Source organism: Sulfitobacter mediterraneus (assembly GCF_016801775.1).
Taxonomy (GTDB): Bacteria; Pseudomonadota; Alphaproteobacteria; order Rhodobacterales; family Rhodobacteraceae; genus Sulfitobacter; species Sulfitobacter mediterraneus_A.
In genome coordinates this window covers 1,415,068-1,441,602 of the sequence record NZ_CP069004.1, presented here as the reverse complement: position 1 = coordinate 1,441,602, position 26,535 = coordinate 1,415,068, and the positions used below count along the sequence as shown (strand labels likewise).

The following is a 26,535-nucleotide window of genomic DNA, read 5'->3' as shown; positions in this document are numbered from 1 at the left end:
CTCAGCGTTGAGATGGATATAGGGCTGTGCAACTCATGCGCCAATAGGGCCGAAACTCAGGGCGGCTGTGCAGGGTTGCACAGAACTAGGTGCGTCCTTTGGCATATCGCGCCAGCCGGGTGTCCAAGGTGCCGCTGTGCAATTCGAACATGTGGTTGTCATCGTCATAAAAATAGAGCGAATGGCCTTCCCCCTCGACGCGCGCCCGGCCCTCGCGCAGGGTCAGGCCCAGTTTTTTGATCCGGGCGAGGCGGTCGTCATAGTCATCCGCGCCCATTTTGAAGGCGACGTGGTTGTAGGTTTGATCGACCAGCGGATCACCTTCCATCGTGGCAACCCAGACCCCGCCGATGTCAAAGAACCGTTCGCGTGAGAGAGAGAATGTCTTATCTCCACTGTCGTAGATTTTTCGCGCATCGAAGACGGTTGTCAGGATCTCTTCCATTCGGTCAAGATTGCGGGTGATAAAGGTGATATGGCTGAGCCCTTCGATCATTCTGCCGCCGCCCACCAATCAGAGGGTTTGCGGCGTTTGCCGCGGTTTCGATCCAGCCAAAGCGCCAGTTTGCGCAGGGGCGACAGGGCCAGTTTCAGCCACAGACGATGGCTGGTCTTGCTAAAATCGCGGTTGAACGGGCAGACCCGCATGCAGATCGCACAATCGGATGACATCTTGGCCCAGAAGCCAAAGCATTTCTCGGCATCGGATGTCCATTTGCGCACGCCCTTGATCGCGGATGGGTTGCTGCCGCCAACCTCGGGCGGGCCAAAGGGCAGCGCCTTGACCGGGCAGGCATCGGCGCATTTGGTACAGATATCGCAAAAGGCGCGCACGCCCTTGGGCTCGGGGCGGTCATGGGTCAGGGGCAGATTGGTAAAGATCTTGGAAAACCGCAGCCGTGGGCCAAATTCCGGTGTGATCACCATCTGGTTGCGGGCGTATTCGCCCAAACCTGCCTTGATCGCATAGGGGATGACCAGCCCGGTGTCATTCATGCTGGCCGTGGCCTCATAGCCCAGATTGCGGATATAAGCGGCCAGTTGCATGACCACGGCGGCCTCGTGGCTGTATTCACGCCCCGTGGCCGCCCCGGCGAGGGCGGAGGGGTAGGTCGCAACCAGCTCTTCTTCCATCTGGTGGCCCATGACGATCACCGATGTCATGCCTTCGGGCAGGTCGTTCGGAGCCTCCGTCATATCGCGGGTGTCGACGCGGCTGGCATAAAGCCACCGGTCGTCCATATCGGTGATCCCGCAGAGGTCCGCACCAAAGAAACGCGCGATGCGTTTGATCTCATGGGACATTTTCGCCGGATCGTCGATCTCTTGCTGCATCGGGGCGACCGGGGTGTCATTGGCAATCGAGGATTGAAATCCTTCGCGGCGGCCGGTGTCACCGCCCCGATCCGAGATCAGATCACTGATCAGCCAGGAGGCGTTGCGCAGGGCAAAGTCACGCTGGGTAAAGCCATCACCGCGGCGCGGGGTGGCCTCCATCCGGTAGGAGGCAAAGAAGGCGTCGGACCTCTTGGTGCGCACCGCATCGTCCCAAAAGGCGCGGGTAAAGATATCGTTGCGCTGGGTGAAGCGTTCGAAATCTTCGGTGACGTCAATGCCTGCGGCGGCATCGTCGGGGTGGGGCGCGGGGCGGTTGGAAGGATAGCTCATGGCCGGAGTTGAGCCTGCGCCGCCGGATTTGTCAAAGGCTGGATTGCACAGCGAATTGGCCGCTGGTTTTTGCGTCCGCCTCCGTGCGGTCCGGGCAGGAAAAGACCGCGCCATGGCAAACTTCGGTGGCAGGGCCAGCGGTCATGGACGGGCCTGCCCCTGCGAAGGCCTCAACGGCCGCGCAGATGCGCTGCAGGGCCTCCGTTGATGACTGTCTGGTGCTGTCCAGCGCCTGAAAGTTATGGGCCATGTCGGGCCACAGATCGAGCAATACATCAGCGCCCTTCGCGGCCTGTGCGCGGGCAAAGTCTCGGATCATGTCGCGCAATATCTCGCGGCCGCCTGCCTGTAGATAGATTGGTGCCAAGCCACTGTAATCATAGGCAATGGGCGACAGCGCAAGCCGCCCGAAGGTGCCTTTTGGGTCAAGCCACTCGCCGAACCTTAACGCCATCCAGCCTTGCACCAGATCATAGGAATCGTTGCCATGAAGGCTTGCCCCGCGATCCCCGATATCCGTCCAGGGGCAGAGGCCAATGCAAAGGGCGGGCTGCGGCTCCCCTTCGATCTTGAGCCGTTGCAGCAGGCTGAGGGCCATATGCCCGCCTGCACTGTCACCGATCACCACGATCTGCTTGGCGGGAACGGTTTCGCGCAGATATTGCCACGCGGCAAAGGCGTCATCTGACTGCGCTGGATGAGGATGTTCCGGCGTGAGGCGGTAATCGGGGGCAAAGAGCGGCGCCCCACTATGATGCGCCAGCATATCGGCATAGCGGTGGCTGACTGCGCCGTGAAATGTATAGCCGCCGCCGTGTAGATAGAGCAGGGTTGCGGCGCTTGATCGGGTTTCAGGGTGGTGCCACACTCCCTTTGGACTGTCGCTTGTGCTCCGTCTGACGGCATAGTGATCGTCAGTTTCGGTTTGCAGGCTGTCAAACAATGCACGGCCTTTGTCTATATCATCCATGGCCAATGCCTTGGTGAACTGGTGCCGCCAAAAGCGGATGCCGATTTCAAAATGCGCGTCCCATGTCCGCTCCAACCGGCGGCCAAGAGCGTGGCGGGCATAGGTGGCGAGAGCGATCTTGTTGATCGCGAGAAAGCTGGACAGGCGCAGGGAAAACGGCCCGCTGAATTTGATCTTGGACATCGGATGCTCCGGCTTTGAGAAGGTCGGTTTGGATTTGCCAGAGACTGCCCGCCCGCAATAGAATGATCCCGACAGTCGAGGACAAAAGCGTGGCACCCATTTCCAAATTGTTCTTGCCGCCTGCGGGTTTGGCGGATGCGGTGTTTGCGGGCATTCTGCGCGATACGCGCGGCTGCACCCTGAGCGATGCGGACAGGTTGAACCATTTTCCGGCCTCGCCATTGGTCTCGGTGTCCTTTGTGATCGAAGGTGGGCTGCGCATTTTGCCTGAAGGCTGCGATGTGGCTGTGGCCCACCAATTGCCTGAAATGGATCGGTTGTCCCTGACCCCGCCGCAGGCCAGCCCGACAACCAGCTGGAGTGACGGCCCGGTCTATGCCATTTCGGTTGGGCTGTTCCCCGATGCCTGGGAGGGGCTGTCGGAAGAGGCGCAGGGTGGTCCGGTCCCGGCGTTTCTTGAGGCCGCAATTGGTGGGTATGCGCAGGGCTTGCCTGCGGATGCAGCTTGGGCGCAATTTTGTGCAGTGTTGATGGCAGAGCGGTCGAAATCTCGCCCTTCCGCTGTTGGCTGGTCGGGCGGTCCGTGGTTGTCGGGCTGGTCGCGGTCCCTGATGCACCGCGCCGCATTGGCCGGGCCGGGGCGCAGCTTGCGGGCGATGGAACGGCGGATCAAACGCTGGAGCGGGCAGTCGCGGCAAACCCTTGCGTTTCATGCAGCGATTGACCGGCTGCATCAGATTTCAGTGGCAGAGAAAGACGCGCCATTGGCGGCGATTGCCGTGGATGCAGGATTTGCCGATCAGTCGCACATGGGGCGCGCGGTGCGCCGCGCCACAGGCTTTTCCCCCGCCAAGCTGAACCGGATGATTGAAACGCAGGAGGCCTTCTGGTGCTATCGCCTGCTGGGAGAGCGGTTCTAGGAGGCTGGGCCGCGTGATGTCGCCCAAAGGCCAGAACGTCGCGATCAGGCGCGACAGGTCGCGGGCGGGCCTCGCTGATGGGTAAAGATATCAGGGAGATGCAGATGAAAGTTGGGTTTATTGGGCTGGGGAATGTCGGCGGCAAACTGGCGGGATCGCTGCTGCGCAACGGGGTGGATCTTGCGGTCTTCGATCTGAACGCCGATCTGGTGGCCGATTTCGCCGAACGCGGCGCGGCCACTGGGGGATCCGCAGCGCAGCTCATGCAAGAATGCGACGCTGTGATCACTTGCCTGCCCAGCCCGGCGGCCTGTGCGGCGGTGGTGGCGGATATGCTGCCCCATGTGGGGAAGGGCAAGATCTGGATGGAAATGTCGACCACGGATGCCGATCAGATCAAGGCCCATGCCGAAGCGGTGATTGCTGCCGGCGGTGAGGCGGTGGACTGCCCCGTGTCAGGGGGCTGTCACCGGGCCGGGACCGGCAACATTTCGATCTATGCCGGCTGTACGCGGCAGACCTTTGACAAGGTGTTGCCGATCCTGACACATATGGGACGCCGGATTTTGCATGTGGGTGACGTGGGCACTTCCAGCACATTAAAGGTGATGACCAACTATCTGGCAACAATGAACCTTTTGTCTTTGTGCGAGGCGTTGACGGTGATGAAAGCTGCCGGGATGGACCTTGCCATGACCTATGAGGCAATCGCGATGTCCTCTGGCACGAGCTTTGTGCATGAGACCGAAAGCCAGCTGATCCTGTCGGGGTCGCGGGATGTGAATTTCACCATGGATCTTGTGCAAAAGGACATCGGCTTGTTCCAGAAACTGGCCGATGATCACAGCGTGCCACTGGAACTGTCGCCCTTGATGATCGAGATGATGACAGACGGGCAGAAGCGCTTTGGCGAACGGGCACAGTCGGACCGGATGATCGAGCGGCTGGAAGAGGCGACGGGCCTGAGTGTGACCGCCCCTGGTTTCCCGCAGGAACTGGTGGATGATGAACCCGAGGAACGCGGTTATGAGGTGAAAGTCCGGCGCGGAGCGTAATCCGGCGGGCGCGGCCCGCAGGGGCCGCGACGTGATATTTGGCGCGGGGGGCGGCGCGAGCCCATGCCTTGACAGGGTTGCGGAGGTGAGGGCAGTGGCCCGTTTTGCGCAGAGGTGCCTGAGCCGCAGGTCTGCGCTCAAGGCACCGATTCGAGGGTGGGGACGATTCCATTCGGCCTCAAGGACAAGCCGGGCAGGCCCGGTGCTGCGCATCCTTGACCCCAAACAGAATCGCCGTGTTTGATCAGCAGTTGGGAACGTTGACGGCCAGACCGCCCAGCGAGGTTTCCTTGTATTTCTCGGACATATCCGCACCGGTCTGACGCATGGTTTCGATACAGGCGTCCAGGGGCACAAGGTGGGTGCCATCGCCGCGCAGCGCCAGGGAGGCAGCCGAGACCGCCTTGATCGCGCCCAACCCGTTGCGTTCGATGCAGGGCACCTGCACCAGCCCCTTGACCGGATCGCAGGTCATGCCGAGGTGGTGCTCCAGTGCGATTTCCGCCGCGTTTTCAATTTGTTCGGGTGTTCCGCCCATCACGGCACAAAGGCCGGCGGCAGACATGGCCGCGGCAGAGCCCACTTCGGCCTGACAGCCCGCTTCGGCGCCCGAGATCGAGGCGTTGAACTTGACCAGCCCGCCGATAGCTGCGGCCGTCAGGAGGAAGTCCTCGACGTGGCTTTCGGAGGCGCCCGGCACGTGGTCGAGGTAGTAGCGCAGGGTCGCAGGCATCACGCCGGCCGCGCCATTGGTGGGGGCGGTTACAACCTGTCCGCCAGCGGCGTTTTCTTCGTTCACCGCCATGGCATAAACGCTCATCCAGTCATTGATGGTGTGCGGCGCGGATTGGTTCAGCCCGCGTTCGGCGATCAGGGCGTCATGGATGCCCTTGGCGCGGCGTTTGACGGACAGGCCGCCGGGCAGGATGCCGTCGGTCGCCAGACCGCGGTTGATGCAATCGTTCATCACCTGCCAAAGCCGTTTGGTGCCGGAACGCAGATGCACCTCGCCGTTGCGGGACACTTCGTTGTCACGTTTCATCTGGGCGATGGATTTGCCGGACGCTTTGGCCATCTCCAGCATTTCGGCGGCCGATTTGAACGGAAATGGCACAGGCGCGCCTTCGTCGGTGTCTTTTCCTGCCGCCAGTTCGGCTTCGGTCATGACAAAGCCGCCGCCGATGGAATAGAAGGTTTCGCTCAAGGTGACGTCGCCTTGGGCGTCCGTGGCCATCAGCATCATGCCGTTGGCGTGGCCTTCCAGTTTGTGATCGTAGTCAAAGATCATATCGGTCTTTGGGTTGAACCGCAGGGGCGGCAATCCGTCGACCGTGATTTCATGGGTTTCGTTGATCTGGGCCAGCACCGCCTCGGCGCGGTCGGCGTCATAATCGCCCGGGGTGAACCCTGCGAGGCCGAGAATGGTGGCGCGGTCCGTGGCGTGGCCGACGCCGGTGAACGCCAGCGATCCGTGCAGGGAGGCGCGCAGCCCGGCAAAATGGAAGGGCGAGGCGCGCATCTGGTCCAGGAACCGTGCGGCGGCCACCATGGGCCCCATCGTGTGCGAGGAAGACGGGCCAATGCCCACTTTGAACATGTCAAAAACCGAAAGAAACATCAGGTGGCCGAGCCTTCTGGAGGGGTGGGGCGCCGGGGCGCGGTGAAGGGTGTATCGCCCAGACCTTCAGCCTTTTGCAAGCCGGCGGTGCAGGGCAGGGTTTCGATGCGGGTGCAAAGATCCTGCAAAGCAGGGTAGTCGGCCAGCGTGAACCAGCTGCGATCAGCGTCTGACGGGTAGAGCGCGGGCCAGCGCAGCAGGGCAACGGTGTAGAAATCAAGCACGCCGGGCTTTCGGCCGCTGAGCCATGTCTCTGATTGGGAGGCATAGGTGTCGAGGGTTGCAAAGCCCTGTTTCAATTGGGCCTGCAATCCCCTGCGCAGCGCATCTTGATGGCCAGTGCCGATGTATTTCTCCGGATAGAACAGCATCCGCAGGCAGGGGTGCAGGGTGTTGGCCGCAAAGAAAAGCCATTTGAGAAAGTCACCGCGCGCCGGATCTGCGGGTTCAGGGCCAAGCCCGCCATGGGTGTCGGCCAGCCACAGCAGGATTGCGCCGGTTTCAAACAGCGGACCTTGCGGGGTTTCCAGGGTCGGGATCAGGCCGTTGGGATTGAGCGCACGGTAAGCCGCCGAGCTTTGTTCTTGGCTGGCGCGGTCTACCAGTTGGGTCCGGTATGGCAGCCCGCGATGATCCAGCGCCATGCGGACGATCAGGGAAGCGTTGTCAGGGGCATAGTGAAGCACATAGGTCATGGGCCCGTGTAACCCTGCCGCCGTCCGCCGTCAGGTTTGAAAACGACCACTTGCCTCTTGAATGGGTCTTGCAGGGCCGCAGGAGGATCGGCGCTGCAAAAAAGACCTTCCTGCCTCTCGCACCCGCGCGGCAATGTGCCTATAACCGCGCCAGACGTCATTTATCGGAGCTGCCTCATGTCCGGAGAACTCTCACCCATCGACAAGGCCAAATTTGTTTCGGCAAAACGGGCCGCGCAATATGTCGAAGACGGGATGCGTGTTGGGCTTGGCACCGGATCAACCGCCGCATGGCTGGTGCGTTGTCTGGGGGAGCTGGTGCGCGATGACGGGCTCAAGATCAAGGGCGTGCCGACCTCCAGCCGCACCGCGCAGCTGGCGCGGGATGTGGGGATTGAGGTGATCACGCTGGACGAGGCCAAATGGCTGGATCTGACCATTGACGGGGCTGATGAATTTGACGGTGATCTGAACCTGATCAAGGGGGGCGGCGGCGCGTTGCTTTTGGAGAAGATCGTGGCAACGGCCAGTGACCAGATGGTGGTGATTGCCGATGTCGGCAAAGAGGTCGAGACCCTTGGCGCGTTTCCCCTGCCGGTGGAAGTGATCCCGTTTGGCTGGCAATCCACACAGGCGCTGATCGAAGAAACGCTGATCAGCATGGATGTTCTAGGGCGCAGCTCAACCCTGCGGATGAACGGTCAGACGCCCTTTGTCACGGATGAGGGAAATCACATCCTTGATCTGCATCTCAACCGGATCGGCAATGCCCGGCAACTGGCGCTGGTACTGAACCAGATGCCAGGGGTTGTGGAAAACGGCTTGTTTATCGACATCTGTGACACAGTTGTGATCGGTTACGGGGATGGCAAGGTCGAGGTGCGCGACATAAATGAAGGCACGGTTGCAACAGAACGGCTTGATTTTGTTGAATCTGACAATTTGTTTTCGGACCTTACGGAATAGGAAATGCGCCCCATGGCCAACACAGACTTTGACTATGACCTTTTTGTAATCGGCGGCGGCTCTGGCGGGGTGCGTGCGGCCCGTGTGGCGGCTGGCGAATATGGGGCCAAGGTGGCGCTGGCCGAAGATGACCGCTATGGCGGCACCTGCGTGATCCGGGGCTGTGTGCCGAAAAAGCTGATGGTTTTTGCTTCTGGCTATGCCAATGTGGTGGAAGAGGCCAAATGCTATGGCTGGGATCTGACCGAAGGGCCATTTGACTGGCATGGCTTTAAAACCCGCCTGAATACGGAATTGGACCGCCTTGAGGGGGTGTATCGCAATCTTTTGGCCGGATCCGGTGTGGACACCTATGATCAGCGGGCCAAGCTGAAGGATGCCCATACGGTTGAGCTGGCCGATGGCACCACCAAGACGGCGAAACACATCCTTGTGGCGACGGGCGGGCGGCCCATCCGGCCTGACATTCCCAATGCCGAATTGGGGATCGTGTCGGATGACATCTTCCATTTGGAAAAACTGCCAAAGTCCATTCTGATCATTGGCGGTGGCTATATCGCGAGCGAGTTTGCTTGTATTCTCAATGGCTTGGGGGTTGAGGTTACGCAATATTATCGCGGTGCGCAGATTCTGCGCGGCTTTGATGAAGAGGCCCGCGGCTTGGTTGCGGAATCCATGCGCGAAAACGGCGTTGATCTGCACGTAGGCACCAACATTCTGGAAATGTCCCTGCTGGCCGATCACAAGGATGGCGCGATGCCGACCCAGTCAGATGCGGCGATGGGCGCCTCTGTGCAGCAAGCCCAAGAGATGCACGCCCAAAGCAGCGGCGCATCCGCCGGGCAAAAGGGGCCGATCTGGGTCAAGTCGACCACGGGCGGCGAAAAAGTATTCGACATGGTGCTGTTTGCCACGGGCCGTGACCCGGCAAGTGCCGATATGGGCCTGGAAGAGCTGGGCGTGAAGCTGGGCCGCAAGGGGCAGATCGAGGTGGATGAATACAGCCAAACGGCAGTGCCATCCGTCTATGCCATCGGCGATGTCACGGACCGGGTGAACCTGACCCCGGTCGCGATCCGGGAGGGGATGGCTTTTGTCCAAACCGTGTTTGGCGCCAATCCAACGCCGGTGGATCACGATCTGATTGCCAGTGCCATTTTCACGCAGCCGGAGATGGGCACCGTTGGTCTGAGCGAGGAAGACGCGCGTGAACAAGAGGAGATCGAGGTTTACAGCACATCCTTCCGGCCGATGCAGTCGGCCTTTGCCGAAAAATCTGATAGGGTGCTGATGAAACTGGTCGTATCCAAGAAAAACCGCACGGTCCTTGGCTGTCATATTGTCGCCCCCAATGCGGGCGAGATGATCCAATTGGCAGGGATCGCGGTAAAGGCGCGGTTGACCAAAGAACAATTCGATGCAACCTGCGCGGTGCACCCAACCATGTCCGAAGAGTTGGTCACCATGCGCAATCCGACGCGGACGGCTTGATTTTCGGCCATCTGCACACAAGTTTGAGACATCGGCCGCACTGAGCGGCACATAAGGGGAAAAGAATACATGGCTGGCAATTCAGGCGGTCCCTGGGGCGGGGGCGGAAACAGCGGCGGAGGCAACAACGGCGGCGGTGATCGCGGCACGCCTCCTAACCGTGGCAACCAAGGGGGCGGACGCCGCCCTGAAGGTGAAAAACCGCAAATCCCGGAGATCGACGATCTGGTGAGAAAAGGCCAGGAGCAGCTGCGTGTTCTGATGGGCGGCGGCGGTGGCCGTGAGCGCGGCGGCAATGGCAGCGGCGGCGGAGGCGGCAATGGTCCGGCCCTGACGCGCGGCACAGTCGGCATCGGCATTCTGGCCGCTGTGGCACTTTGGGGGTTTGCAAGCTTCTACACCGTGCGCCCTGAACAGCAGTCAATCGAGCTGTTCCTTGGCGAATTCTCCGAGATCGGCACCGAGGGTTTGAACTTTGCCCCATGGCCGGTTGTCACGGCTGAGGTCTTTGACGTCACCACCAACCGCACCGAAGAGATCGGCGTGGGGCGCGGGGCCAGTGACAACGACGGTTTGATGCTGACCACGGATGAAAACATCGTGGACATTGATTTCCAGGTGGTCTGGAACATCAAGAACGCCAAGGATTTCAAATTCTCGCTGCGCGATCCGGATGCCTCTGTGCGGGCGATCTCTGAATCTGCGATGCGCGAAGTGATTGCGCAATCTGAACTGGCACCAATTCTGAACCGGGATCGTGGCGCTGTTGCCGACCGCGTGAAGGAGCTGATCCAGATCACGCTTGATAACCGCCAGACTGGTATCAACGTGCTGCGTGTCAACGTGAACAAGGTTGACCCGCCAAGCCAGACAGTTCGGGTGACCAATCCGGATGGCACAATCAGCGCCGAATCTGTTGTGGATGCCTTCCGCGACGTTCAGGCCGCTGAACAGGAACGCGACCGGGTTGAGCGTCAGGCGGATGCCTATGCCAACCGCCGCACGGCTGAGGCGCGCGGTGAAAGCGCCCAACTGCTCGAAGCGGCCGAAGGCTATCGCGCCCGTGTGGTCAACGATGCTGTGGGTGAGGCAAGCCGCTTTGAGGCGGTTCTGACCGAATATCAGGCGGCACCCGAGGTGACGCGCAAACGTCTTTATATTGAAACCATGCAAAAGGTACTGGGCGACGTGGACAAGATCATTCTTGAAAACAACACCGGCGGTGCTGGCGGGCAGGGCGTTGTGCCTTATCTGCCGCTGAATGAATTGCGTCGCAACGGGGGATCAAACTGATGCGGAAAACAGGTTTTCTGATCCCGATTGTGGTGATTGCCGCCGTGGCGGTGTTGTCGTCGATTTTTGTTGTGGACGAACGCGAAAAGGTACTGGTGCTGCGTTTCGGCCAGATCAAACAGGTGCGGATCGAGCCGGGCATCGGCTTTAAAGTACCGATGTTGGATGAGGTCGTCCGCTTTGAAGACCGTATCCTGTCGCTTGAGACCGAGGTGATCGAAGTGACGCCGGCCGATGACCGCCGCCTCGAAATCGACGCCTTTGTGCTCTACCGGATCGACGACATCGTACAGTACCGTCAGGCGATTGGTGCTGGCGGTGAACGTCAGGCCAGCAGCGATCTGAGCGGTATTCTGGAATCACAGATCCGCGCGGTGCTGGGTTCGCAAGGTGTGACCTCAAACACCATCCTGTCGCCGGAGCGTTCGGCGCTGATGGACCAGATCCGGGAACGGGCGGACGCACGGGCCAATGCGCTGGGCCTCAAGGTTGTGGATGTGCGCCTGCGCCAAACCAACCTGCCGGAGCAGAACTTCGACGCCACCCTGCAGCGGATGATCGCGGAGCGTGACCGTGAAGCGACCGACGAACGTGCCCGCGGCCAAGAGGCGGCACAACGTGTGATCGCCCTTGCAGACCGGACCTACGAAGAGATCCTGTCAGAGGCCCGCCGTGATGCGCGTATCATCGAAGGTGAGGCAGACGCCGAGCGGAACCGCATCTTTGCCGAGGCTTATGGAAAAGATCAGGAGTTCTTTGAATTTTACCGGTCTCTGACGGCCTACGAAGAGTCCTTGAAAGGGGAGAATTCGACCATGGTTCTCTCCCCGGACAGCGAGTTCTTCAACTACCTGCGCTCCGATCAGGGCAGCCGCTCCGAAGAAGGCGAACGCAACTAAGGGTTTGTTCCGCTGACCTGCGGGTTGGCAAAGAATTTGGAAGGGGCCGGTGCATGCACTGGCCTCTTTTTTGTTGGGGGTTGGGGGCTGATCACGCTCAACGGTCTGGCAGTTCTGGTTGACCGAAAAGGGGGATCAGGTGTCAAATGTCGGCCATGCGGACAGAGGGTGAATTCGCTGCGCTTGCGCGAATGTCTGGATTGAACGATCAAATTTACTTCTATTCTGTTCTTTGAAACATCAATTTGTATCTTTCCGAACGGCGCCGGATAGAAAATTTTTAACTAACTGCCTGAATCTAAACCCTTCATTAATTTGAAGACTTGGCTCCGCATCCAGGATGCCATCGGCGCGTTTTCGGAACGCTTGTGCCAAACGCCGATGATCAACGCAGGTTCAATCTTCATTGGAGGTTTGAACACATGCAGCCCAAATGCCTTGGCCACCTTCTTAGCAAGTTGTGCAGGCACAAGCGCGATGAGATCGCTTTCGCTCACCGCGCGGCATACACCGCTAAACACAGGAACAGTCACAGCGACCTGTCTACGTTTACCAACGCGTGCCAGCGCTGCATCACCCATCGCAGCGAGATTTCCTTCAGGAGAAAACAGAACGTGGTGAAGCGCGCAAAAGGTTTCCATTGGCATCTGCGTCCCGTCCGTAAGTCCCTCAATACCTGGATTGCTTTTGCGGGCGATTACGTGGAACGGGGAATGGAAGAGCGGTTCTCGATTGACCCAGTCCGGCAATTCCAAGTCGGGGATCAGTGCAATGTCGGCCTTACGTTGTTCTAGGCTAGCCACATAATCATTCGGAACCAGGTCAACGAGTTGTGCGCGAAGACTAGGCGCTGATTTTTGCAGGAGATCGGCCAAGGGCGGCATGAGGAGTTCCGCGAAAAAATCGCTCGCGGCGATACGGAACGTGCCTTCTGCGGTTTGTGGATCAAAGGTCGCCGGCGGCGCAAGTAATGTTTCCAGACGTTCGAGTTCTTCGCGTAAACCGGTTTCGATCCCCGCTGCGTAATCCGTCGCAACCAATCGATTTCCCTGCCGGACAAAAAGGGGATCGCCCAAGGCATGGCGTAGACGCGACAGGGCTCCAGACACAGCCGATTGTGACATGGCCAAGCTGTTCGCCGCCTTGACGGTTGAGCCTTCGTGGAAAACTGCGTCTAAGACACGTAAGAGGTTAAGATCCAAAGTGGCGAAATTCACTTGGTCGATATCCTGTATCAGATAATACGATTTGCCTGATAGGTTGGCAAAATTGTAATATTCTGTCAACGAAAGCGCTTTCGTTTCATCCAATATCAAAGGGAGGAAACGATGAAAGACCTGGCCCAAATCGACGGAGCCATTGAATGGCTAGGTGTCCAGTATAAGACCATTCTGGGTCCTGAACAGACAGGCGGTGCAATGTCCATTGTGGATAGTTGGTCCCCTGCGGGCAGCGGTCCACCGCGCCATGTACATCAAAACGAGGACGAAACCTTTGTCATACTCACTGGGACTTGCAAGTTCTGGCTGGAAGGCCGGGAGTTTACAGCAGGTGCTGGCGAAAGCGTGTTCATCCCGCGCGGCAAGGAACATACGTTCAAAGTAACTGATGACGGACCATGCCGACACCTGATTATCCTGACACCCGGCGGTTTCGAAGGTTTCTTTGCAGACATGGCCGCTGGTCAGTGTCGCATCCTCGAGGACATGCCTGTCATCGAAGAGAGTGCCAAGCGGCACAATATGGCCTTTACCGGCCCCCCGCTGGATTGATCACATGACTGACAAACATATCGTTTATCACATCCCCGTCTGCCCTTTTTCGCAACGACTGGAGATTTTGCTGGCTCTTCGGGGTCTGTCAGGCGCGGTCGAATTCAGGGTCGTGGATATCACCAAACCGCGCGACCCGGATTTGCTGGCCAAAACCCGAGGCACCACTGCTTTGCCAGTGCTGGAAACCAGTGATGGGCGCATACTCAAAGAAAGCCTCGTCATCCTGCGCTACCTTGACGAAGTCTTGCCGGGGGCACCGTTGCGCCGTAGCGACCCGGTCGAACATGCCATTGAGTCAATGCTTATTGCCTGCGAAGGGCCCTTTACGATGGCTGGCTATCTTTTTGTCATGAACCAGGATCTGGCACAGCGGGACGCGCATCTAGACAAGCTCTTGGCGCTGTACCGGGAAATTGACGATTTTCTGGGTCATTACAATCCGACCGGCCCTTATCTATTTGAGGAATTCGGTCTGGCTGAGGCCGTCTTCACACCAATGTTCAAGCGATTTTGGTTCCTCGATTACTACGAAGGCTTCAAACTTCCCGAAGGCAAAGACTATGACCGTGTTCGCGCATGGCATGACGCGTGCATGGCTCATCCGGCGACAAAGCAAGTGACCGAAGAAGAGATCGTCAAGCTGTACTACGACTACGCGCTTGGGGCAGGAAATGGTGCCTTGCCAGAAGGGCGCAGCGTTTCAAGTTTCGCCTTCGAGCCGCCTTGGCCATTAAGACCCATGCCCCCCAAAGAGAAATATTTGGCTACAGCCACCGACAAAGACCTTGGCCTTGTCGCCTGACCATGGCGTAGGAAATAAAAACCGGAAATTTATGCTCCGCGCAGCATCGGACAGTTTGGGTTCAAAACAGACACCCCAAACCGGCAGACCGGCCCGTACCGTTGGAACAGTGGCTCAATACGCTTCTGGCCACCACAGACGCGCCAGACCGCGCCTCATCCCTCCCAACCGCCCTTTTCGGCAAAATTTTGCGCATATCTCACCTCACGACTGCCCTTGCGGCAGTTGAAAAGCACGTGATCAGCCACATCTTTCATATTGCGGAGCGGCCTTGCAGGATGCAGTCTGCTCTTCACGGAATGACCGGGGCGTGCCCGCGCCCAGCAGGACACAGCAGGAGAATACCATGCAGTCACAGGCAAAAGTGCAAGCCAGCCCGATACAGGAAACGCTGGCGTTCAAGGCCTTTTTCCTCAGCTTTTTGACGTTGATCTTTCTCACGGTGCAGGCGGCGATGGCCTTGGCCAAACCCGAAAGCCTCGCGCCGCTGGCCGAAAAGATCAGCCCCTCGGTGGTCAATATCACCACTTCAACCGTGATCGAGGGCCGCACCGGCCCGCAGGGCATTGTGCCCGAAGGATCGCCGTTTGAGGATTTCTTCCGCGATTTCCAGGACCGCAACAACCGCGGTGATGGCAACCGCCCACGCCGGTCCTCGGCACTTGGGTCGGGCTTTGTGATTTCGGAGGACGGCTATGTCGTCACCAACAATCACGTCATCGACGGGGCGGATGAGATCACCATCGAATTTTTCTCTGGCGAAGAACTGCAGGCCAAGGTGATCGGTACGGATCCGAACACCGATATTGCCTTGCTCAAGGTAGAGGCCGAAACCCCGCTGCCGTTTGTATCGTTCGGTGACAGTGACGCCGCCCGTGTGGGCGACTGGGTGATCGCCATGGGCAATCCGCTGGGGCAGGGGTTCTCTGTTTCTGCGGGTATCGTGTCTGCCCGTAACCGGGCCCTGTCCGGCACCTATGACGATTACATCCAGACCGATGCGGCGATCAACCGGGGCAATTCGGGCGGCCCGCTGTTCAATATGGACGGTGACGTGATCGGCGTGAACACGGCGATCCTGTCGCCCAATGGCGGCTCTATCGGGATCGGCTTTTCCATGGCCTCCAACGTGGTGACCCGTGTGGTGGACCAGCTCAAGGAATTTGGCGAAACCCGCCGGGGCTGGCTGGGTGTGCGCATTCAGGATGTGACCGATGATGTGGCCGATGCCATGGGGCTCGAGAACGCTGCAGGTGCGCTGATCACCGATGTGCCGGATGGCCCCGCCAAAGAGGCAGGCCTTGAAACAGGTGATGTGATCCTGTCCTTCGATGGCGTCGATGTGGCCGATACCCGCGGCCTCGTTCGTCAGGTGGGCAACAGCCCTGTGGGCGCAACGGTTCGGGTGACCGTCCTGCGCGAGGGCAAAAGCCAGACAATCAAGGTTGTTTTGGGCCGCCGCGAAGATGCGGACGGGGCGTCATCCTCTCCTGCGCAGGAACAAGAAACGCCGGCACCGCAAAGCAAAACCGTGCTGGGTCTGACCCTTGCACCGCTCACCGACGATCTGCGCTCGGAACTGGGTGTTGAGGCGAACATGGCCGGTCTGGCCGTGACCGAAGTGGATGAAACCTCCGAGGCCTTTGAGAAAGGTCTGCGTGCAGGTGACATCATCACCGAGGCGGGCCAACAGAAGGTCACCAACATCGCTGAGTTGGAGGCGCGTGTGGACGCGGCCAAGGAAGCAGGGCGCAAGTCACTGTTGATGTTGGTGCGCCGCGCGGGTGATCCACGGTTCGTGGCGCTGACCCTGTCTGACTGATTGGGCGCAGGACAAATCGCATTCATGAAAAAGGGCGTCCTGCGGGGCGCCCTTTTTTGGGACCTGACCCTTGGTCTTGCCTTTATTCCAACGTTGTCCTGTCCACAGCGATCAACCCCAGTTGCCGCGCAGAGGCCAGCGACAGCACACCGCTGTCCGGACCGGTGGTCCGCTGAAAGGCGCGAATGGCGGCTTGGGTGTTTTTGTCCAATATCCCTGTGATCGGCCCTTCGTAATAACGGCGCACGGCAAGTGCACGCTGCAACGATGCAATGAAATCCGGCGTCAGAGCCTCGGCGCAGGGGGTCTCGAACCAACTGTCAACACGGGGCGTGACGATCATTTGCCGGGCTTCGCTGCGGTATGACGGCGGGCGCAGCAGGCTGCCATCAGGATTGTATTGCGCCGGCGACACCTGCACCTGCTCTGTGACCGTTTCAATCACCGCCGGGCTGACTGTGCGGCCCCAACAACTGCCTTGGGGTGCGCCATCCGGGCCATTGCGGGTGGCCTGGTAGACACCGGGCTCTGCCCTATAGGCATGGCCCTTGTCGGCATATTGGGTTTCGCATCCCGCCAGAACAACAGCACCGCCCAGCCCAAAGGCCGCCAGCCGGAGCCATCGGAGCGGTGTTGCCTGTATCATAGCCCAATGCCTCTTGGGTCTGCGGTTCGGCCCAGATTAGCGGTTTTCCCGCCGCCTGCCTAGGGTCCGGACCTATTAACCCTGCCTGAAATTCAGGCCCCAAACCCCGGCCAATCTGTCATGGAAAAACGCCAATGAAAAAGGGGGTGGCAGTGCCGCGCTTGCCCCGCTAAACAGAAAAAATCGAAATTTGATTGAGGGCGCTCGAATGGCGAAAATCACCTATGTGGAGCACGGCGGAACCGAACATGTGGTCGAGGTCGCAAATGGCATGACCGTCATGGAAGGCGCACGCGACAACAACATCCCCGGTATCGAGGCCGATTGTGGCGGTGCCTGTGCTTGCTCCACCTGTCATGTCTATGTGGATCCGGCTTGGGTAGAGAAACTGCCGGCCAAAGACGACATGGAAGAAGACATGCTGGATTTCGCCTATGAGCCAAATCCAGAACGATCCCGACTGACCTGCCAGCTCAAGGTGACAGATGCCTTGGACGGCCTGCGCGTGCAGATGCCAGAAAAGCAGATCTGATGCGCCTGTGGCAGCGGAGTATTCTGGCGCTGCTGCTCACTCTGGGGCAGGGGGCCATTGCTGGCCCCGCCCCGACGATCCTTGCGGCGGAATATGCCGAGCCCACCACGCGCTACACCCATGGCATCCTTGGCGATGCGATCGAATGGGGTGCGCTGCGGCTCAAGGTAAAGGACTGTACTGACTGCTCGGCCCGACAGATCCTGCTGCGTCTCCCCCAACATCGCGTTTTTGAGGATGTCGCGCCCCGGCTTGCCGATCTTGGCGCAGGTGCGCCGTTGGTTGTGGTTGTCGAAAGCGATCTGTCCAAAGGGGCGCGACTGGCGATCTACGACGCAAACGGCGTCGTGACAGCGACACCCTTCATCGGCACTCGCAACCGCTGGCTGGCCCCGATTGGCGCGGCGGATCTGGACGGCGACGGCAGGGTCGAACTGGCCTATATCGACCGCCCCCATCTGGCCAAAACCCTGCGTCTCTGGCGGTTCGAAGACAACCGGCTCGCAGAGGTGGCCACGCTGCCGGGCCTGACCAACCACCGTATTGGCGAGACGGATATCGCAGGGGGCATTCGCAGTTGCGATGACAGACCTGAAATGATCGTCGCCACCGCAGATTGGTCGCGCCTGATGGCGGTCACTTTCGACGGAACCCAACTGCAAAAACGCGACATCGGCCCGCACAAGGGACGCAAAAGCTTTCGCGCCGCGCTTGCCTGTAACTGACCCTTTTTGGCCCTAAATATTCCGGGGGGTGCGGGGGGCTGGCCCCCCGTCCGGTCGGATCGGCAAAGCCCGATCCGAAGATGTTTACCCCAAAGCCCGCCAGCCGATATCTCGGCGGCAGAACCCTTCGGGCCAGTCAATCCCATCCACCATCTTATAGGCCCGCGCCTGTGCCTCGACCAAAGAGGCTCCGCGCGCCGTGACGTTCAAGACCCGTCCGCCCGTGGCAATGACCGCCCCGTCTTTCAGGGCTGTGCCCGCGTGAAACACCATATTGGCGCTGTCTTCCGGCATGTTGTCCAAACCGTTGATTACCGATCCCTTGTCATAGCTACCGGGATAACCCTCCGCCGCCATCACAACCGTAATGGCATGATCCTCGGCCCAGTTGACGCGCATTTCGTCCAGCCGCCCTTCTGCGGCGGCCTGGATCAGGTCAAAGGCCTGCGCCCCCAGCCGCATCATCAACACCTGACATTCCGGATCACCAAAGCGCACATTGTATTCCACCAAACGCGGCTGGCCATCCTTGATCATCAGCCCGGCATAAAGCACCCCCTGATAGGGCGTGCCGCGTTTGGCCATTTCGGCCATGGTCGGGCGAATGATCTCGTCCAGCGCCTTTTGCGCAATCGCGTCGGTCAAAACCGGCGCGGGGGAATAGGCGCCCATGCCGCCGGTGTTCGGGCCGGTGTCGCCTTCGCCCACGCGTTTGTGGTCTTGGGCGGTGCCGATGGGCAGCACCTCTTCGCCGTCACACAGGACAAAGAACGAAGCCTCTTCACCTTCCATGAACTCCTCGATCACCACCTCTGCGCCCGCCGCGCCAAAGGAGCCGTCAAACATTTCGTCCACCGCCGCCAGTGCTTCGGCATCGGTCATGGCGATGATCACACCTTTGCCTGCGGCCAGACCGTCAGCCTTGATCACAATTGGTGCGCCCTGCGCGGCGACATAGGCCCGCGCGGCGGCAGCATCGGTGAAATGACCATAGGCCGCCGTTGGGGCGTTGCAGGCGTCACAAATCTCTTTGGTAAAAGCTTTGGACGCTTCCAGCTCCGCCGCACCTGCCGAAGGGCCAAACACCTTGAAACCGGCGCTGCGCAGATCGTCGGCCACACCGGCGGCCAGGGGCGCCTCGGGGCCGACGATCACAAAATCAATACTGTTCTCTTCGCAAAACCCGACCACCACGGCACCGTCCATGATGTCAAAGCTGGCGCAATCGGCAATTGCTTCGATGCCTGCGTTTCCGGGCGCGACAATGAGTTTGTCACATTTAGGGTTCTGCATCACCGCCCAGGCCAATGCATGTTCGCGTCCACCGCTGCCCAGAATTAGGATGTTCATCGCGCTCTTGCTCCCTTGGCCTCTGCGTGCTGGCGTTCTAAGCTGGGCAAAGCCCCGAGACAAGGCGGCGCAGGCGGACATAAGGACACAATCTGCATGGACCTGATCGACGATCCCCAGGACGGGCTGAACAGCCCCGAATTTTCGGTCACCGAACTGTCAGGCGCGATCAAGCGTGTGATCGAGGGCGAATTTGGCCATGTGCGCATCCGCGGCGAAGTGGGACGGGTCAGCCGCCCCCGGTCCGGGCATATCTATCTGGACCTTAAAGACGACAAATCGGTCATATCCGGCGTGATCTGGAAAGGGGTCAGCGCCAAGCTGGAAACCCAGCCCGAAGAGGGGATGGAGGTCGTGGCGACCGGGCGCGTCACCACCTTTGGCGGGCAGTCCAAGTACCAGATCGTCATCGAAGATATCAAACCGGCAGGCATGGGCGCCTTGATGGCGCTTTTGGAGAAACGCAAGAAAATGCTGGCGGCAGAAGGGTTGTTTGACCCCGCCCGCAAGCGGCCCTTGCCTTACCTGCCTGAAATTATAGGCGTTGTGACCTCGCCCTCCGGCGCGGTCATCCGCGACATCCTGCACAGGCTGCGGGATCGGTTTCCGCGCAAGGTGCTGATCTGGCCGGTGGCGGTGCAGGGGGCCAAATGTGCGCCCGAGGTGGTCCGCGCAATCGAAGGCTTCAATGCGCTGACACCGGGCGGGGCGCTGCCACGGCCCGATTTGCTGATCGTTGCGCGGGGCGGCGGGTCGGTCGAGGATCTTTGGGGTTTTAACGAGGAAAGTGTGGCGCGGGCTGCAGCCGCCTCGCAGATTCCCCTGATCTCGGCGGTGGGGCATGAAACCGACACCACCCTGATCGACTTTGTGTCGGACAAACGCGCCCCAACTCCAACGGCGGCGGCAGAACTGGCGGTGCCGGTCCGGCACGAATTGGCCGCTTGGCTGGAGACCCAAGAGGCCCGCATGGGCCAGATGCTGAGCCAGGGATTGACCCGGCGGGGCCAACGGCTGCGCGACATGGCCCGTGCCTTGCCACGCCCCGAGACCTTGCTGGATGGCCCGCGACAGCGGCTTGACCGCGCGGCAGAGAAACTGGAACCGGCGCTGATCGCCGGGGTGCAACGGCGGCGGGTGCGGCTCGCGGATGTGTCAGGATCGTTGCGGCCAGCGACCTTGAATCGGCTAATGGACAATGACCGGCGCAGGTTGGCGGGATTGGCGACGCGCCTTGATCCGGCGCTCTTGCGCACCATCGCGGCCAAGCGCGACCGTTATGAGGCCCGCGCAAAGGCGTTTCGGCCCGAAGCCTTGGCGCAGGATCACCAGCGCAAGTCGGGGACTCTTGCCCAGATCAGCCTGCGCCTGTCCGAAGCGGGGCAACGGCAGACCCGCAATTGGCGGCAAAAGATCGACGCCTTGGACCGGCTGCGCGAAACGCTGAGCTACAAATCCACCCTGGCGCGGGGCTATGCCGTGGTGCGGGGCGATGGGGCGGTGATCACGGGCAAAGCCGCGGCGAAAAAAGCAACAACGCTTGAGATCGAATTTGCCGATGGGCGGGTTGAGGTTGGCGGCAAAGCCCCGGCCAAGAAGAAAACCCCGCCGCCACCCGCACCGGAGCAGGGGACGCTGCTTTAATCCGCCTGCGGCCCTTAGACGCCGACCTTTGGGCCTAGGCAAACCATCTCTTCACCCACGTCCTGCGCCTCGTAAAGCTCTGTTGTCAGGGGATTGTTTTCAAACCGCGCGACCAGTCCGCCGCTGCCCTCGGTGAAGGACCAGCATTGCGGGTCAGGGTTGTCCTCATAGACAAAACAGATCAGCCCGGCCTCTTCATACCATTCCCCGTCCTTGCATTGCCCGTCCAGAAAGGACCAGCGCACCCGGCGGTTTTCCAGATAGACCTCGGCCCCATAAGCCGCGCCATCGCGGCCATAGAACAGTGTCTTGCCCTTGGTGTAGCGGTCAAATTCAGCGGCTGTCATCAGATCCTGCGCTGCGGCGGGCAGAGCGGTGAAGGCGGCAAAGATCAAAGCGATGTATCTCATGGGCCAATGATTGTCAGAAACCGGCCTCATCGACCAGCCCTCTGATCGGCAGAAGCCGCATTTTGCCAACGGGCAGCGCGATGATCCATGATCCGGCGCCAGATGGGCGGGATCAGCGCGATGCTGGCCATAACAGGCAGGGACCGTGGCAGCACTGGCATGGTGTCCGGCGTCACCTGGAGCGCCGGAAACGGGCGGGCAGGGCGCAGGTGGTGATCCGAATGGCGCGGTGCGTTCAGCATCATCGCAGAAGAATACCATTGCGGCGCATTCCAGCTGTGCTGCGGGCCCATGGGTTCGGGTTTGCCCCCTGGCAGGATTGCACGGCGTAGCCCGTAGTGTTGGACATAATCGGACAAAAGCAATTGCCATTGCGCATAGGCGGCCAAGGCCACATGGATCAACAGCCCGCTCGTTCCCGCAATTGCATAGGACAAGAGCAGGCTGACCGCTGCTCCGCCGATCCACAGCCAATAAGGGTGGCGCAGCGGCTTGCCTTGATGTCTGCGGCTCTCAGCCCTCAGGCCAGCGACAAATTCTGCCGGTGCGGCCCGCAACCAGAACTGCCAGAACCCTTCGCCCAATCTGGCCGAATTCGGATCGCCGTTTGTGGCGGCGTGGATGTGATGGACATGCAGATGCGCCGAGACATGGTGCCCGTGGCCCAAGGTGCAAAAGATCAAGGCACCCAAGCGGCGGGGCAAGCGCGCCCTGGTGTGGATCAACTCATGCGCATTGGAATTGGACACCTGACCCAAGAACAGCCCCAATGCGGCAAAGGTCATGATTTTGCCGGTGAGATTTAGTGGATTGTCTGAGGAAAGCGCGATAACCCCCAACCACAGCAGCAAAAAATGCGCGGCAGCCAAGAGGTAAGACAGCCAGAGACCGGAGCTTTGCGTGTCTGGCAACAGCCGGTTCAGGCGATCCATAAAATACACAGCGCCGGTCACCGACAGCAATGCCAGCAACGGCCATATCCCTCCCCACAGGCAGGCGGCCCCCAGAAACGCCGCAGGGGTCAGGCTGGCGATGGCATACCACAACACGAAACGGCTCTCCTCAACTGCGGCTATTCTGGCGCGGCGGCGCGGGCGGCACAATCACACTTATCGCCCGCCGCCCGCGCAAACTGCGATGGAATTGTCGCTTTTTTATCGTGCCCGCCCCTAAGGATTTGTTAGAGATGCGCCAACCAATGCACAAAAAGGGTAGATCATGGCGCTGGATGAGAACACCAAGACCGCAGGCGACGGGCCGAAAAAAGGCGTCTGGAAGTCCGGCAAAGGCAAGGGCCGCCGTCACACCAAGGGCCGCCAGCTTGAGGATCAGGCCTGGGATGAGGTGCGTGCGCTGCTTGACGGGAAAAGCCGCGACCGGGATCTGCTGATTGAGCATTTGCACCTGATTCAAGACAAATACGGGCATTTGTCTGCCGCGCATATCCGGGCGCTGGCCGAAGAGATGCGCCTGTCGATGGCGGAGATTTACGAGGTCGCAACCTTTTATGCGCATTTCGATGTGGTCAAAGAGGGCGAAACTCCGCCCCCCGCACTGACCATTCGCGTATGCGATTCTCTGTCTTGTGAACTGGCTGGCGCACAACAACTGAAAGCGGCGCTTGAAGACGGGCTTGATCCGGCAGAGGTCCGCGTTCTGCGGGCGCCCTGCATGGGCCGCTGCGACACCGCGCCAGTGCTGGAACTGGGCCACAATCATATCGACAATGCGACCCCCGAGAAGGTGCAGGCCGCAATTGCTGCAAGTGACACCCACGCCCATCTGCCCGATTATGAAACCTTTGATGCCTATGCCGCCACCGGCGGCTATGAAACCTTCAAAGACCTGCGCGACAATGGCAATTGGGAAGAGGTGCAGGAAAAAGTGCTGGCCTCTGGCTTGCGCGGTCTGGGCGGGGCTGGTTTCCCGTCAGGCAAGAAATGGGGCTTTGTTCGCGCCAACGCAGGTACACGTTACCTTGCTGTGAATGGCGACGAAGGCGAGCCGGGCACGTTCAAGGACCGTTGGTATCTGGAACGCACGCCGCATTTGTTCCTTGAGGGCATGCTGATCGCCGCATGGGCCGTTGAGGCGGAAAAAGCGTTTATCTACATGCGCGATGAATATCCCGCGGTTCTGGAAATTCTGCGCCGTGAGATCGCCGCGCTGGAAGAGGCCGGGATCGTCAAGCCGGGCTATATCGATCTGCGCCGCGGCGCTGGCGCCTATATCTGCGGCGAAGAAAGCGCGATGATCGAAAGCATCGAAGGCAAACGCGGCATGCCACGCCACCGCCCGCCATTTGTGGCGCAGGTCGGAATTTTTGGCAAACCGACATTGGTGCACAACGTCGAAACACTCCATTGGGTTGCGCGGATTTGCCGGGAAGGGCCGGAGGTTCTGTCGTCCACCGAAAAAAACGGCCGCAAAGGGCTGCGCAGCTATTCCGTGTCGGGCCGTGTGGCCAATCCGGGGATGTATCTGCTGCCCGCCGGATCAACCATCACCGATATTATCGAGGCCTGCGGCGGCATGGCGAGCGGTCACAGCTTCAAGGCCTATCAGCCGGGTGGGCCGTCTTCGGGACTGCTGCCTGCGTCGATGAATGACATCCCCTTGGATTTCGACACGTTGCAGCCCCATGGATCCTTCATCGGCTCCGCTGCGGTGGTGGTTCTGTCCGATCAAGATTCGGCCAAGGCGGCGGCACTGAATATGCTGCGGTTCTTTGAGGACGAAAGCTGCGGCCAATGTACACCGTGCCGGGTAGGCTGCGAAAAGGCAGTGAAGCTGATGCAGAAAGACAGCTGGGATCAGGGGCTGCTGGAAGAATTGAGCACAGCGATGGTTGATGCCTCCATTTGCGGTCTGGGACAGGCGGCGCCAAACCCGATCCGGCTGGTGATGAAGCATTTCCCGGACGAGATTTAAGGATTGATCTGGGCACTGACAGGGGCGGCCGCCGCGATCTATTGGGCGCTGTCCCTGTTCGAAGGCCGCAGCGTTTTTCGGAGCGCTGTCAAAGGCTTGTCTGTGTTTCCTCTGGCGATTGTGGCGCTGCTTGCGGGTTTGCCCGCGCTTGCCCTGGCTTTGGCGCTTTGCAGTCTTGGTGATGTGATTTTGTCCCGTCCGGGGGACAAGGCGTTTCTGGGGGGATTGATCGCCTTCGCGCTGGGACATCTGGCGTGGATTGCCGTGTTTTTTGTCTATCTGGTTCCTGATCCGGCCCAGCTGGCTGCGCCGCTGGCCATTGCACTTCTCATTGGTCTGGCGGTTCTGGCGGGCGTCATGGTGCGCGTGCTGTTGCCCAATGCCGGTGATCTGCGCCTGCCGGTGGCTGTTTATATAGGTATTATCATCACCATGGGCATCTGCGGTCTTATGACGGCAGAACCTTTGGTGGTTTTGGGGGCATTGACGTTTGCGGCCTCCGATACCCTGCTGGGATTGCAAACCTTTGTTTTGGCGCGGGGGGACCGGGCCGAACGCTGGGCCAACGTTCTGATCTGGCCGCTGTATTGGGGGGCGATCGTGCTTTTGACACTCGGGACGGCTGGGCAAGGGGTGTTTTAACCGGCCACTCTTCCATCCGGCGGAACTAGACTATAGATCAGGGAAAACCTGCGCGGAGATTTCCCTTGGCATTTTTCAAGAAGCTCAAAGACAAGCTGTTTAAATCCTCGTCCAAGATCGACGAAGGTCTGGAGGCGATTGTCAGTGATGGCGGCGCCGAAGAGGCGGCTGTGGATGAGGTGATGCAAGAGGCTCCGGCGGCAGCTGCGGAAATTTTGCCGGAGGCCGTTGATCCGGAGCCTGCGCCGGTTGCAGAAGTTAAGGAGCCGCTGCCGGAACCAGTGCCTGCGCCCGTTGCAACGGACCCCGAGCCGATAGAAGAGCTGGCCAAAGAGGAGGAGATCGCCGAGCCCCTTCCAGAGCCAGAGCCAGAGCCAGAGCCAGAGCCAGAGCCAGAGCCAGAGCCAGAGCCAGAGCCAGAGCCAGAGCCAGAGCCAGAGCCAGAGCCAGAGCCAGAGCCAGAGCCAGAGCCAGAGCCAGAGCCAGAGCCAGAGATTGCGCCCGAACCGGAGCGGATCAAAGCCGAACCGCTGCGCACCACCATGACGTCGGTGGCACCCGATCTCGAAGAGGCCATGCCGACAGAGGTTGTCAAACCGGGGCTATTGGGCCGCCTGATGGGGCGCGCCGCACCAAAAACCGTGGTGCGCCGGACATTGGACGACGACATGCTGGAGCAGCTCGAAGAGCTGCTCATCACCGCCGATATGGGTGTGGAAACGGCGATGCGGGTGACCGCCAACATGGCTGAAGGGCGGTTTGGCAAGAAGCTGTCCGTGGGCGAAATCAAGCAATTGATGGCAGATGAAATCGCCCGGATCATGGAGCCGGTTGCACGTCCCTTGCCGCTTTATTCCAAAACGCCGCAAGTGGTCTTGGTCGTGGGAGTCAACGGATCGGGCAAGACCACGACCATCGGCAAATTGGCCAGCCAGTTCAAAGCGGCGGGCAAGAACGTGGTGATCGCGGCGGGCGATACATTCCGCGCCGCCGCTGTGGAACAATTGCAGGTCTGGGGCGACCGTGCGGGGGTGCCTGTGCTGACCGCCGCGCAGGGCACGGACCCGGCCAGCCTGGCCTTTGACGCAATGACCAAAGCACAGGAAGACGGCGCTGATTTGCTGATGATCGACACCGCCGGACGATTGCAAAACCGCGGTGATCTGATGGAAGAGCTGGCCAAGATCGTGCGCGTGATCCGCAAAAAGGACGACACCGCGCCGCATAACACGCTGTTGGTGCTGGATGCGACAACGGGCCAGAACGCGGTCAATCAGGTGAAGGTTTTTCAGGACATTTCCGATGTGTCCGGTCTGGTGATGACGAAGCTGGACGGCACGGCGAAGGGCGGTGTTCTGGTGGCGCTGGCCGATCAGTTTGGCCTGCCGATCCATGCTATCGGTGTGGGCGAACAGATCGACGATCTGTCGCCCTTTGACCCGCAAGAATTTGCAGATGCCCTTGTCGGTTATGAACGGTGAGGTTTAGACCCGCCTTT

At 60.0% G+C, this 26,535-nt stretch carries 24 protein-coding genes and 1 pseudogene; 15 read left to right on the top strand and 10 right to left on the bottom strand.

The genetic code is table 11. The annotated features are described in order from the left end of the window. Positions 1-85: 85 nt before the first annotated feature. Genes fosX through JNX03_RS07010 form a run of 3 tightly spaced genes read right to left on the bottom strand, consistent with a single transcriptional unit; the run spans position 86 to position 2,821 of the window. Positions 86-496: a FosX/FosE/FosI family fosfomycin resistance hydrolase gene (gene fosX, locus JNX03_RS07020; RefSeq protein ID WP_203211685.1), complete on the bottom strand. Its 411-nt coding sequence runs from the start codon at positions 494-496 to the stop codon at positions 86-88. Next, positions 493-1,668 carry a reductive dehalogenase gene (locus JNX03_RS07015; protein ID WP_203211684.1) on the bottom strand — a complete coding sequence of 392 codons (1,176 nt, stop codon included), beginning with the start codon at positions 1,666-1,668 and terminating at the stop codon, positions 493-495. The genes fosX and JNX03_RS07015 overlap by 4 nt, the downstream gene beginning before the upstream one ends. 31 nt (positions 1,669-1,699) lie before the next feature. Next, positions 1,700-2,821 carry an alpha/beta hydrolase gene (locus tag JNX03_RS07010; RefSeq protein WP_203211683.1) on the bottom strand — a complete coding sequence of 374 codons (1,122 nt, stop codon included), beginning with the start codon at positions 2,819-2,821 and terminating at the stop codon, positions 1,700-1,702. Between the two features lie 89 nt (positions 2,822-2,910). Between JNX03_RS07010 and JNX03_RS07005 the strand changes: the two genes are divergently transcribed. Beyond that, on the top strand, positions 2,911-3,741 hold the full coding sequence (locus JNX03_RS07005; RefSeq protein ID WP_203240786.1) for a helix-turn-helix domain-containing protein: 831 nt from the start codon (positions 2,911-2,913) through the stop codon (positions 3,739-3,741). 65 nt (positions 3,742-3,806) lie between these two features. Further along, a pseudogene (locus JNX03_RS07000) lies at positions 3,807-4,796 on the top strand (NAD(P)-dependent oxidoreductase); the annotation flags it as partial. Positions 4,797-5,040: 244 nt separating this feature from the next. Here the strand turns inward: JNX03_RS07000 and JNX03_RS06995 are convergent. Next, the gene (locus tag JNX03_RS06995; RefSeq protein ID WP_203211680.1) at positions 5,041-6,414 is read right to left on the bottom strand and encodes an L-serine ammonia-lyase; all 1,374 of its coding nucleotides are present in this window, start codon (positions 6,412-6,414) and stop codon (positions 5,041-5,043) included. Further along, complete coding sequence (locus JNX03_RS06990) at positions 6,414-7,109, bottom strand: glutathione S-transferase family protein (RefSeq protein WP_203211679.1); 696 nt, start codon at positions 7,107-7,109, stop codon at positions 6,414-6,416. The genes JNX03_RS06995 and JNX03_RS06990 overlap by 1 nt, the downstream gene beginning before the upstream one ends. Before the next feature lie 177 nt (positions 7,110-7,286). Between JNX03_RS06990 and rpiA the strand changes: the two genes are divergently transcribed. The 4 genes from rpiA (at position 7,287) to hflC (ending at position 11,758) form a co-directional block, all read left to right on the top strand. Then, positions 7,287-8,075 carry a ribose-5-phosphate isomerase RpiA gene (gene rpiA / locus JNX03_RS06985; RefSeq protein ID WP_203211678.1) on the top strand — a complete coding sequence of 263 codons (789 nt, stop codon included), beginning with the start codon at positions 7,287-7,289 and terminating at the stop codon, positions 8,073-8,075. A gap of 12 nt (positions 8,076-8,087) precedes the next feature. Then, entirely contained in the window at positions 8,088-9,566 is a 1,479-nt protein-coding gene (locus tag JNX03_RS06980; RefSeq protein WP_203211677.1) for an FAD-dependent oxidoreductase, read from the top strand. A gap of 69 nt (positions 9,567-9,635) precedes the next feature. After that, positions 9,636-10,859: an FtsH protease activity modulator HflK gene (gene hflK, locus JNX03_RS06975; RefSeq protein ID WP_203211676.1), complete on the top strand. Its 1,224-nt coding sequence runs from the start codon at positions 9,636-9,638 to the stop codon at positions 10,857-10,859. After that, positions 10,859-11,758, top strand: coding sequence for a protease modulator HflC (gene hflC / locus JNX03_RS06970; RefSeq protein WP_203211675.1), 900 nt, complete (start codon positions 10,859-10,861; stop codon positions 11,756-11,758). The genes hflK and hflC overlap by 1 nt, the downstream gene beginning before the upstream one ends. A gap of 284 nt (positions 11,759-12,042) precedes the next feature. Here the strand turns inward: hflC and JNX03_RS06965 are convergent, their stop codons facing one another. Beyond that, on the bottom strand, positions 12,043-13,104 hold the full coding sequence (locus JNX03_RS06965; protein ID WP_231024163.1) for a LysR family transcriptional regulator: 1,062 nt from the start codon (positions 13,102-13,104) through the stop codon (positions 12,043-12,045). Here JNX03_RS06965 and JNX03_RS06960 point away from each other — a divergent pair. The 3 genes from JNX03_RS06960 (at position 13,087) to JNX03_RS06950 (ending at position 16,157) form a co-directional block, all read left to right on the top strand. After that, a complete protein-coding gene (locus JNX03_RS06960) occupies positions 13,087-13,530 on the top strand; it encodes a cupin domain-containing protein (RefSeq protein WP_203211674.1) in 444 nt (147 codons plus the stop codon). The genes JNX03_RS06965 and JNX03_RS06960 overlap by 18 nt on opposite strands. A gap of 4 nt (positions 13,531-13,534) precedes the next feature. Next, positions 13,535-14,335, top strand: coding sequence for a glutathione S-transferase family protein (locus JNX03_RS06955; RefSeq protein WP_203211673.1), 801 nt, complete (start codon positions 13,535-13,537; stop codon positions 14,333-14,335). 346 nt (positions 14,336-14,681) lie between these two features. Then, entirely contained in the window at positions 14,682-16,157 is a 1,476-nt protein-coding gene (locus JNX03_RS06950) for a DegQ family serine endoprotease (protein WP_203211672.1), read from the top strand. Between the two features lie 82 nt (positions 16,158-16,239). Here the strand turns inward: JNX03_RS06950 and JNX03_RS06945 are convergent, their stop codons facing one another. Then, entirely contained in the window at positions 16,240-16,803 is a 564-nt protein-coding gene (locus JNX03_RS06945) for a peptidoglycan-binding domain-containing protein (RefSeq protein WP_203211671.1), read from the bottom strand. A gap of 208 nt (positions 16,804-17,011) precedes the next feature. On the opposite strand from JNX03_RS06945, the gene JNX03_RS06940 reads away from it, so the two are divergent. Further along, entirely contained in the window at positions 17,012-17,335 is a 324-nt protein-coding gene (locus JNX03_RS06940; RefSeq protein WP_025048791.1) for a 2Fe-2S iron-sulfur cluster-binding protein, read from the top strand. After that, on the top strand, positions 17,335-18,060 hold the full coding sequence (locus JNX03_RS06935; RefSeq protein ID WP_231024162.1) for an FG-GAP repeat domain-containing protein: 726 nt from the start codon (positions 17,335-17,337) through the stop codon (positions 18,058-18,060). Before JNX03_RS06940 ends, JNX03_RS06935 begins: the two co-directional genes overlap by 1 nt. Positions 18,061-18,144: 84 nt before the next feature. Here JNX03_RS06935 and purD read toward each other — a convergent pair whose 3' ends face one another. Next, a complete protein-coding gene (gene purD, locus JNX03_RS06930; RefSeq protein ID WP_203211670.1) occupies positions 18,145-19,410 on the bottom strand; it encodes a phosphoribosylamine--glycine ligase in 1,266 nt (421 codons plus the stop codon). A gap of 96 nt (positions 19,411-19,506) precedes the next feature. Between purD and xseA the strand changes: the two genes are divergently transcribed. Continuing rightward, positions 19,507-21,054, top strand: a complete 1,548-nt coding sequence (xseA, locus tag JNX03_RS06925) for an exodeoxyribonuclease VII large subunit (protein WP_203211669.1) — start codon at positions 19,507-19,509, stop codon at positions 21,052-21,054. Positions 21,055-21,068: 14 nt separating this feature from the next. Here the strand turns inward: xseA and JNX03_RS06920 are convergent, their stop codons facing one another. Both JNX03_RS06920 and JNX03_RS06915 read right to left on the bottom strand, forming a co-directional pair. Beyond that, complete coding sequence (locus JNX03_RS06920) at positions 21,069-21,464, bottom strand: hypothetical protein (protein ID WP_203211668.1); 396 nt, start codon at positions 21,462-21,464, stop codon at positions 21,069-21,071. Between the two features lie 26 nt (positions 21,465-21,490). Next, positions 21,491-22,513: an alkane 1-monooxygenase gene (locus JNX03_RS06915; RefSeq protein WP_203211667.1), complete on the bottom strand. Its 1,023-nt coding sequence runs from the start codon at positions 22,511-22,513 to the stop codon at positions 21,491-21,493. A gap of 169 nt (positions 22,514-22,682) precedes the next feature. Here JNX03_RS06915 and JNX03_RS06910 point away from each other — a divergent pair, with 169 nt between their 5' ends. The 3 genes from JNX03_RS06910 to ftsY all read left to right on the top strand — a co-directional run bounded on the left by JNX03_RS06910 (position 22,683) and on the right by ftsY (position 26,518). Next, positions 22,683-24,395: an NAD(P)H-dependent oxidoreductase subunit E gene (locus JNX03_RS06910; RefSeq protein ID WP_203211666.1), complete on the top strand. Its 1,713-nt coding sequence runs from the start codon at positions 22,683-22,685 to the stop codon at positions 24,393-24,395. Positions 24,396-24,398: 3 nt separating this feature from the next. After that, the gene (locus tag JNX03_RS06905; protein WP_203211665.1) at positions 24,399-25,037 is read left to right on the top strand and encodes a lysoplasmalogenase; all 639 of its coding nucleotides are present in this window, start codon (positions 24,399-24,401) and stop codon (positions 25,035-25,037) included. A 65-nt stretch (positions 25,038-25,102) separates the two neighbouring features. Then, complete coding sequence (gene ftsY / locus JNX03_RS06900) at positions 25,103-26,518, top strand: signal recognition particle-docking protein FtsY (protein ID WP_203211664.1); 1,416 nt, start codon at positions 25,103-25,105, stop codon at positions 26,516-26,518. Positions 26,519-26,535 lie beyond the last annotated feature (17 nt).

Bases quoted from the DNA above. Each gene is read 5' to 3' on its own strand.
- fosX (WP_203211685.1), bottom strand. From the start codon at position 496: ATGATCGAAGGGCTCAGCCATATCACCTTTATCACCCGCAATCTTGAC.
- JNX03_RS07015 (WP_203211684.1), bottom strand. From the start codon at position 1,668: ATGAGCTATCCTTCCAACCGCCCCGCGCCCCACCCCGACGATGCCGCC.
- JNX03_RS07010 (WP_203211683.1), bottom strand. From the start codon at position 2,821: ATGTCCAAGATCAAATTCAGCGGGCCGTTTTCCCTGCGCCTGTCCAGC.
- JNX03_RS06995 (WP_203211680.1), bottom strand. From the start codon at position 6,414: ATGTTTCTTTCGGTTTTTGACATGTTCAAAGTGGGCATTGGCCCGTCT.
- JNX03_RS06990 (WP_203211679.1), bottom strand. From the start codon at position 7,109: ATGACCTATGTGCTTCACTATGCCCCTGACAACGCTTCCCTGATCGTC.
- rpiA (WP_203211678.1), top strand. From the start codon at position 7,287: ATGTCCGGAGAACTCTCACCCATCGACAAGGCCAAATTTGTTTCGGCA.
- JNX03_RS06980 (WP_203211677.1), top strand. From the start codon at position 8,088: ATGGCCAACACAGACTTTGACTATGACCTTTTTGTAATCGGCGGCGGC.
- hflK (WP_203211676.1), top strand. From the start codon at position 9,636: ATGGCTGGCAATTCAGGCGGTCCCTGGGGCGGGGGCGGAAACAGCGGC.
- hflC (WP_203211675.1), top strand. From the start codon at position 10,859: ATGCGGAAAACAGGTTTTCTGATCCCGATTGTGGTGATTGCCGCCGTG.
- JNX03_RS06960 (WP_203211674.1), top strand. From the start codon at position 13,087: ATGAAAGACCTGGCCCAAATCGACGGAGCCATTGAATGGCTAGGTGTC.
- JNX03_RS06955 (WP_203211673.1), top strand. From the start codon at position 13,535: ATGACTGACAAACATATCGTTTATCACATCCCCGTCTGCCCTTTTTCG.
- JNX03_RS06950 (WP_203211672.1), top strand. From the start codon at position 14,682: ATGCAGTCACAGGCAAAAGTGCAAGCCAGCCCGATACAGGAAACGCTG.
- JNX03_RS06945 (WP_203211671.1), bottom strand. From the start codon at position 16,803: ATGATACAGGCAACACCGCTCCGATGGCTCCGGCTGGCGGCCTTTGGG.
- JNX03_RS06940 (WP_025048791.1), top strand. From the start codon at position 17,012: ATGGCGAAAATCACCTATGTGGAGCACGGCGGAACCGAACATGTGGTC.
- JNX03_RS06935 (WP_231024162.1), top strand. From the start codon at position 17,335: ATGCGCCTGTGGCAGCGGAGTATTCTGGCGCTGCTGCTCACTCTGGGG.
- purD (WP_203211670.1), bottom strand. From the start codon at position 19,410: ATGAACATCCTAATTCTGGGCAGCGGTGGACGCGAACATGCATTGGCC.
- xseA (WP_203211669.1), top strand. From the start codon at position 19,507: ATGGACCTGATCGACGATCCCCAGGACGGGCTGAACAGCCCCGAATTT.
- JNX03_RS06920 (WP_203211668.1), bottom strand. From the start codon at position 21,464: ATGAGATACATCGCTTTGATCTTTGCCGCCTTCACCGCTCTGCCCGCC.
- JNX03_RS06910 (WP_203211666.1), top strand. From the start codon at position 22,683: ATGGCGCTGGATGAGAACACCAAGACCGCAGGCGACGGGCCGAAAAAA.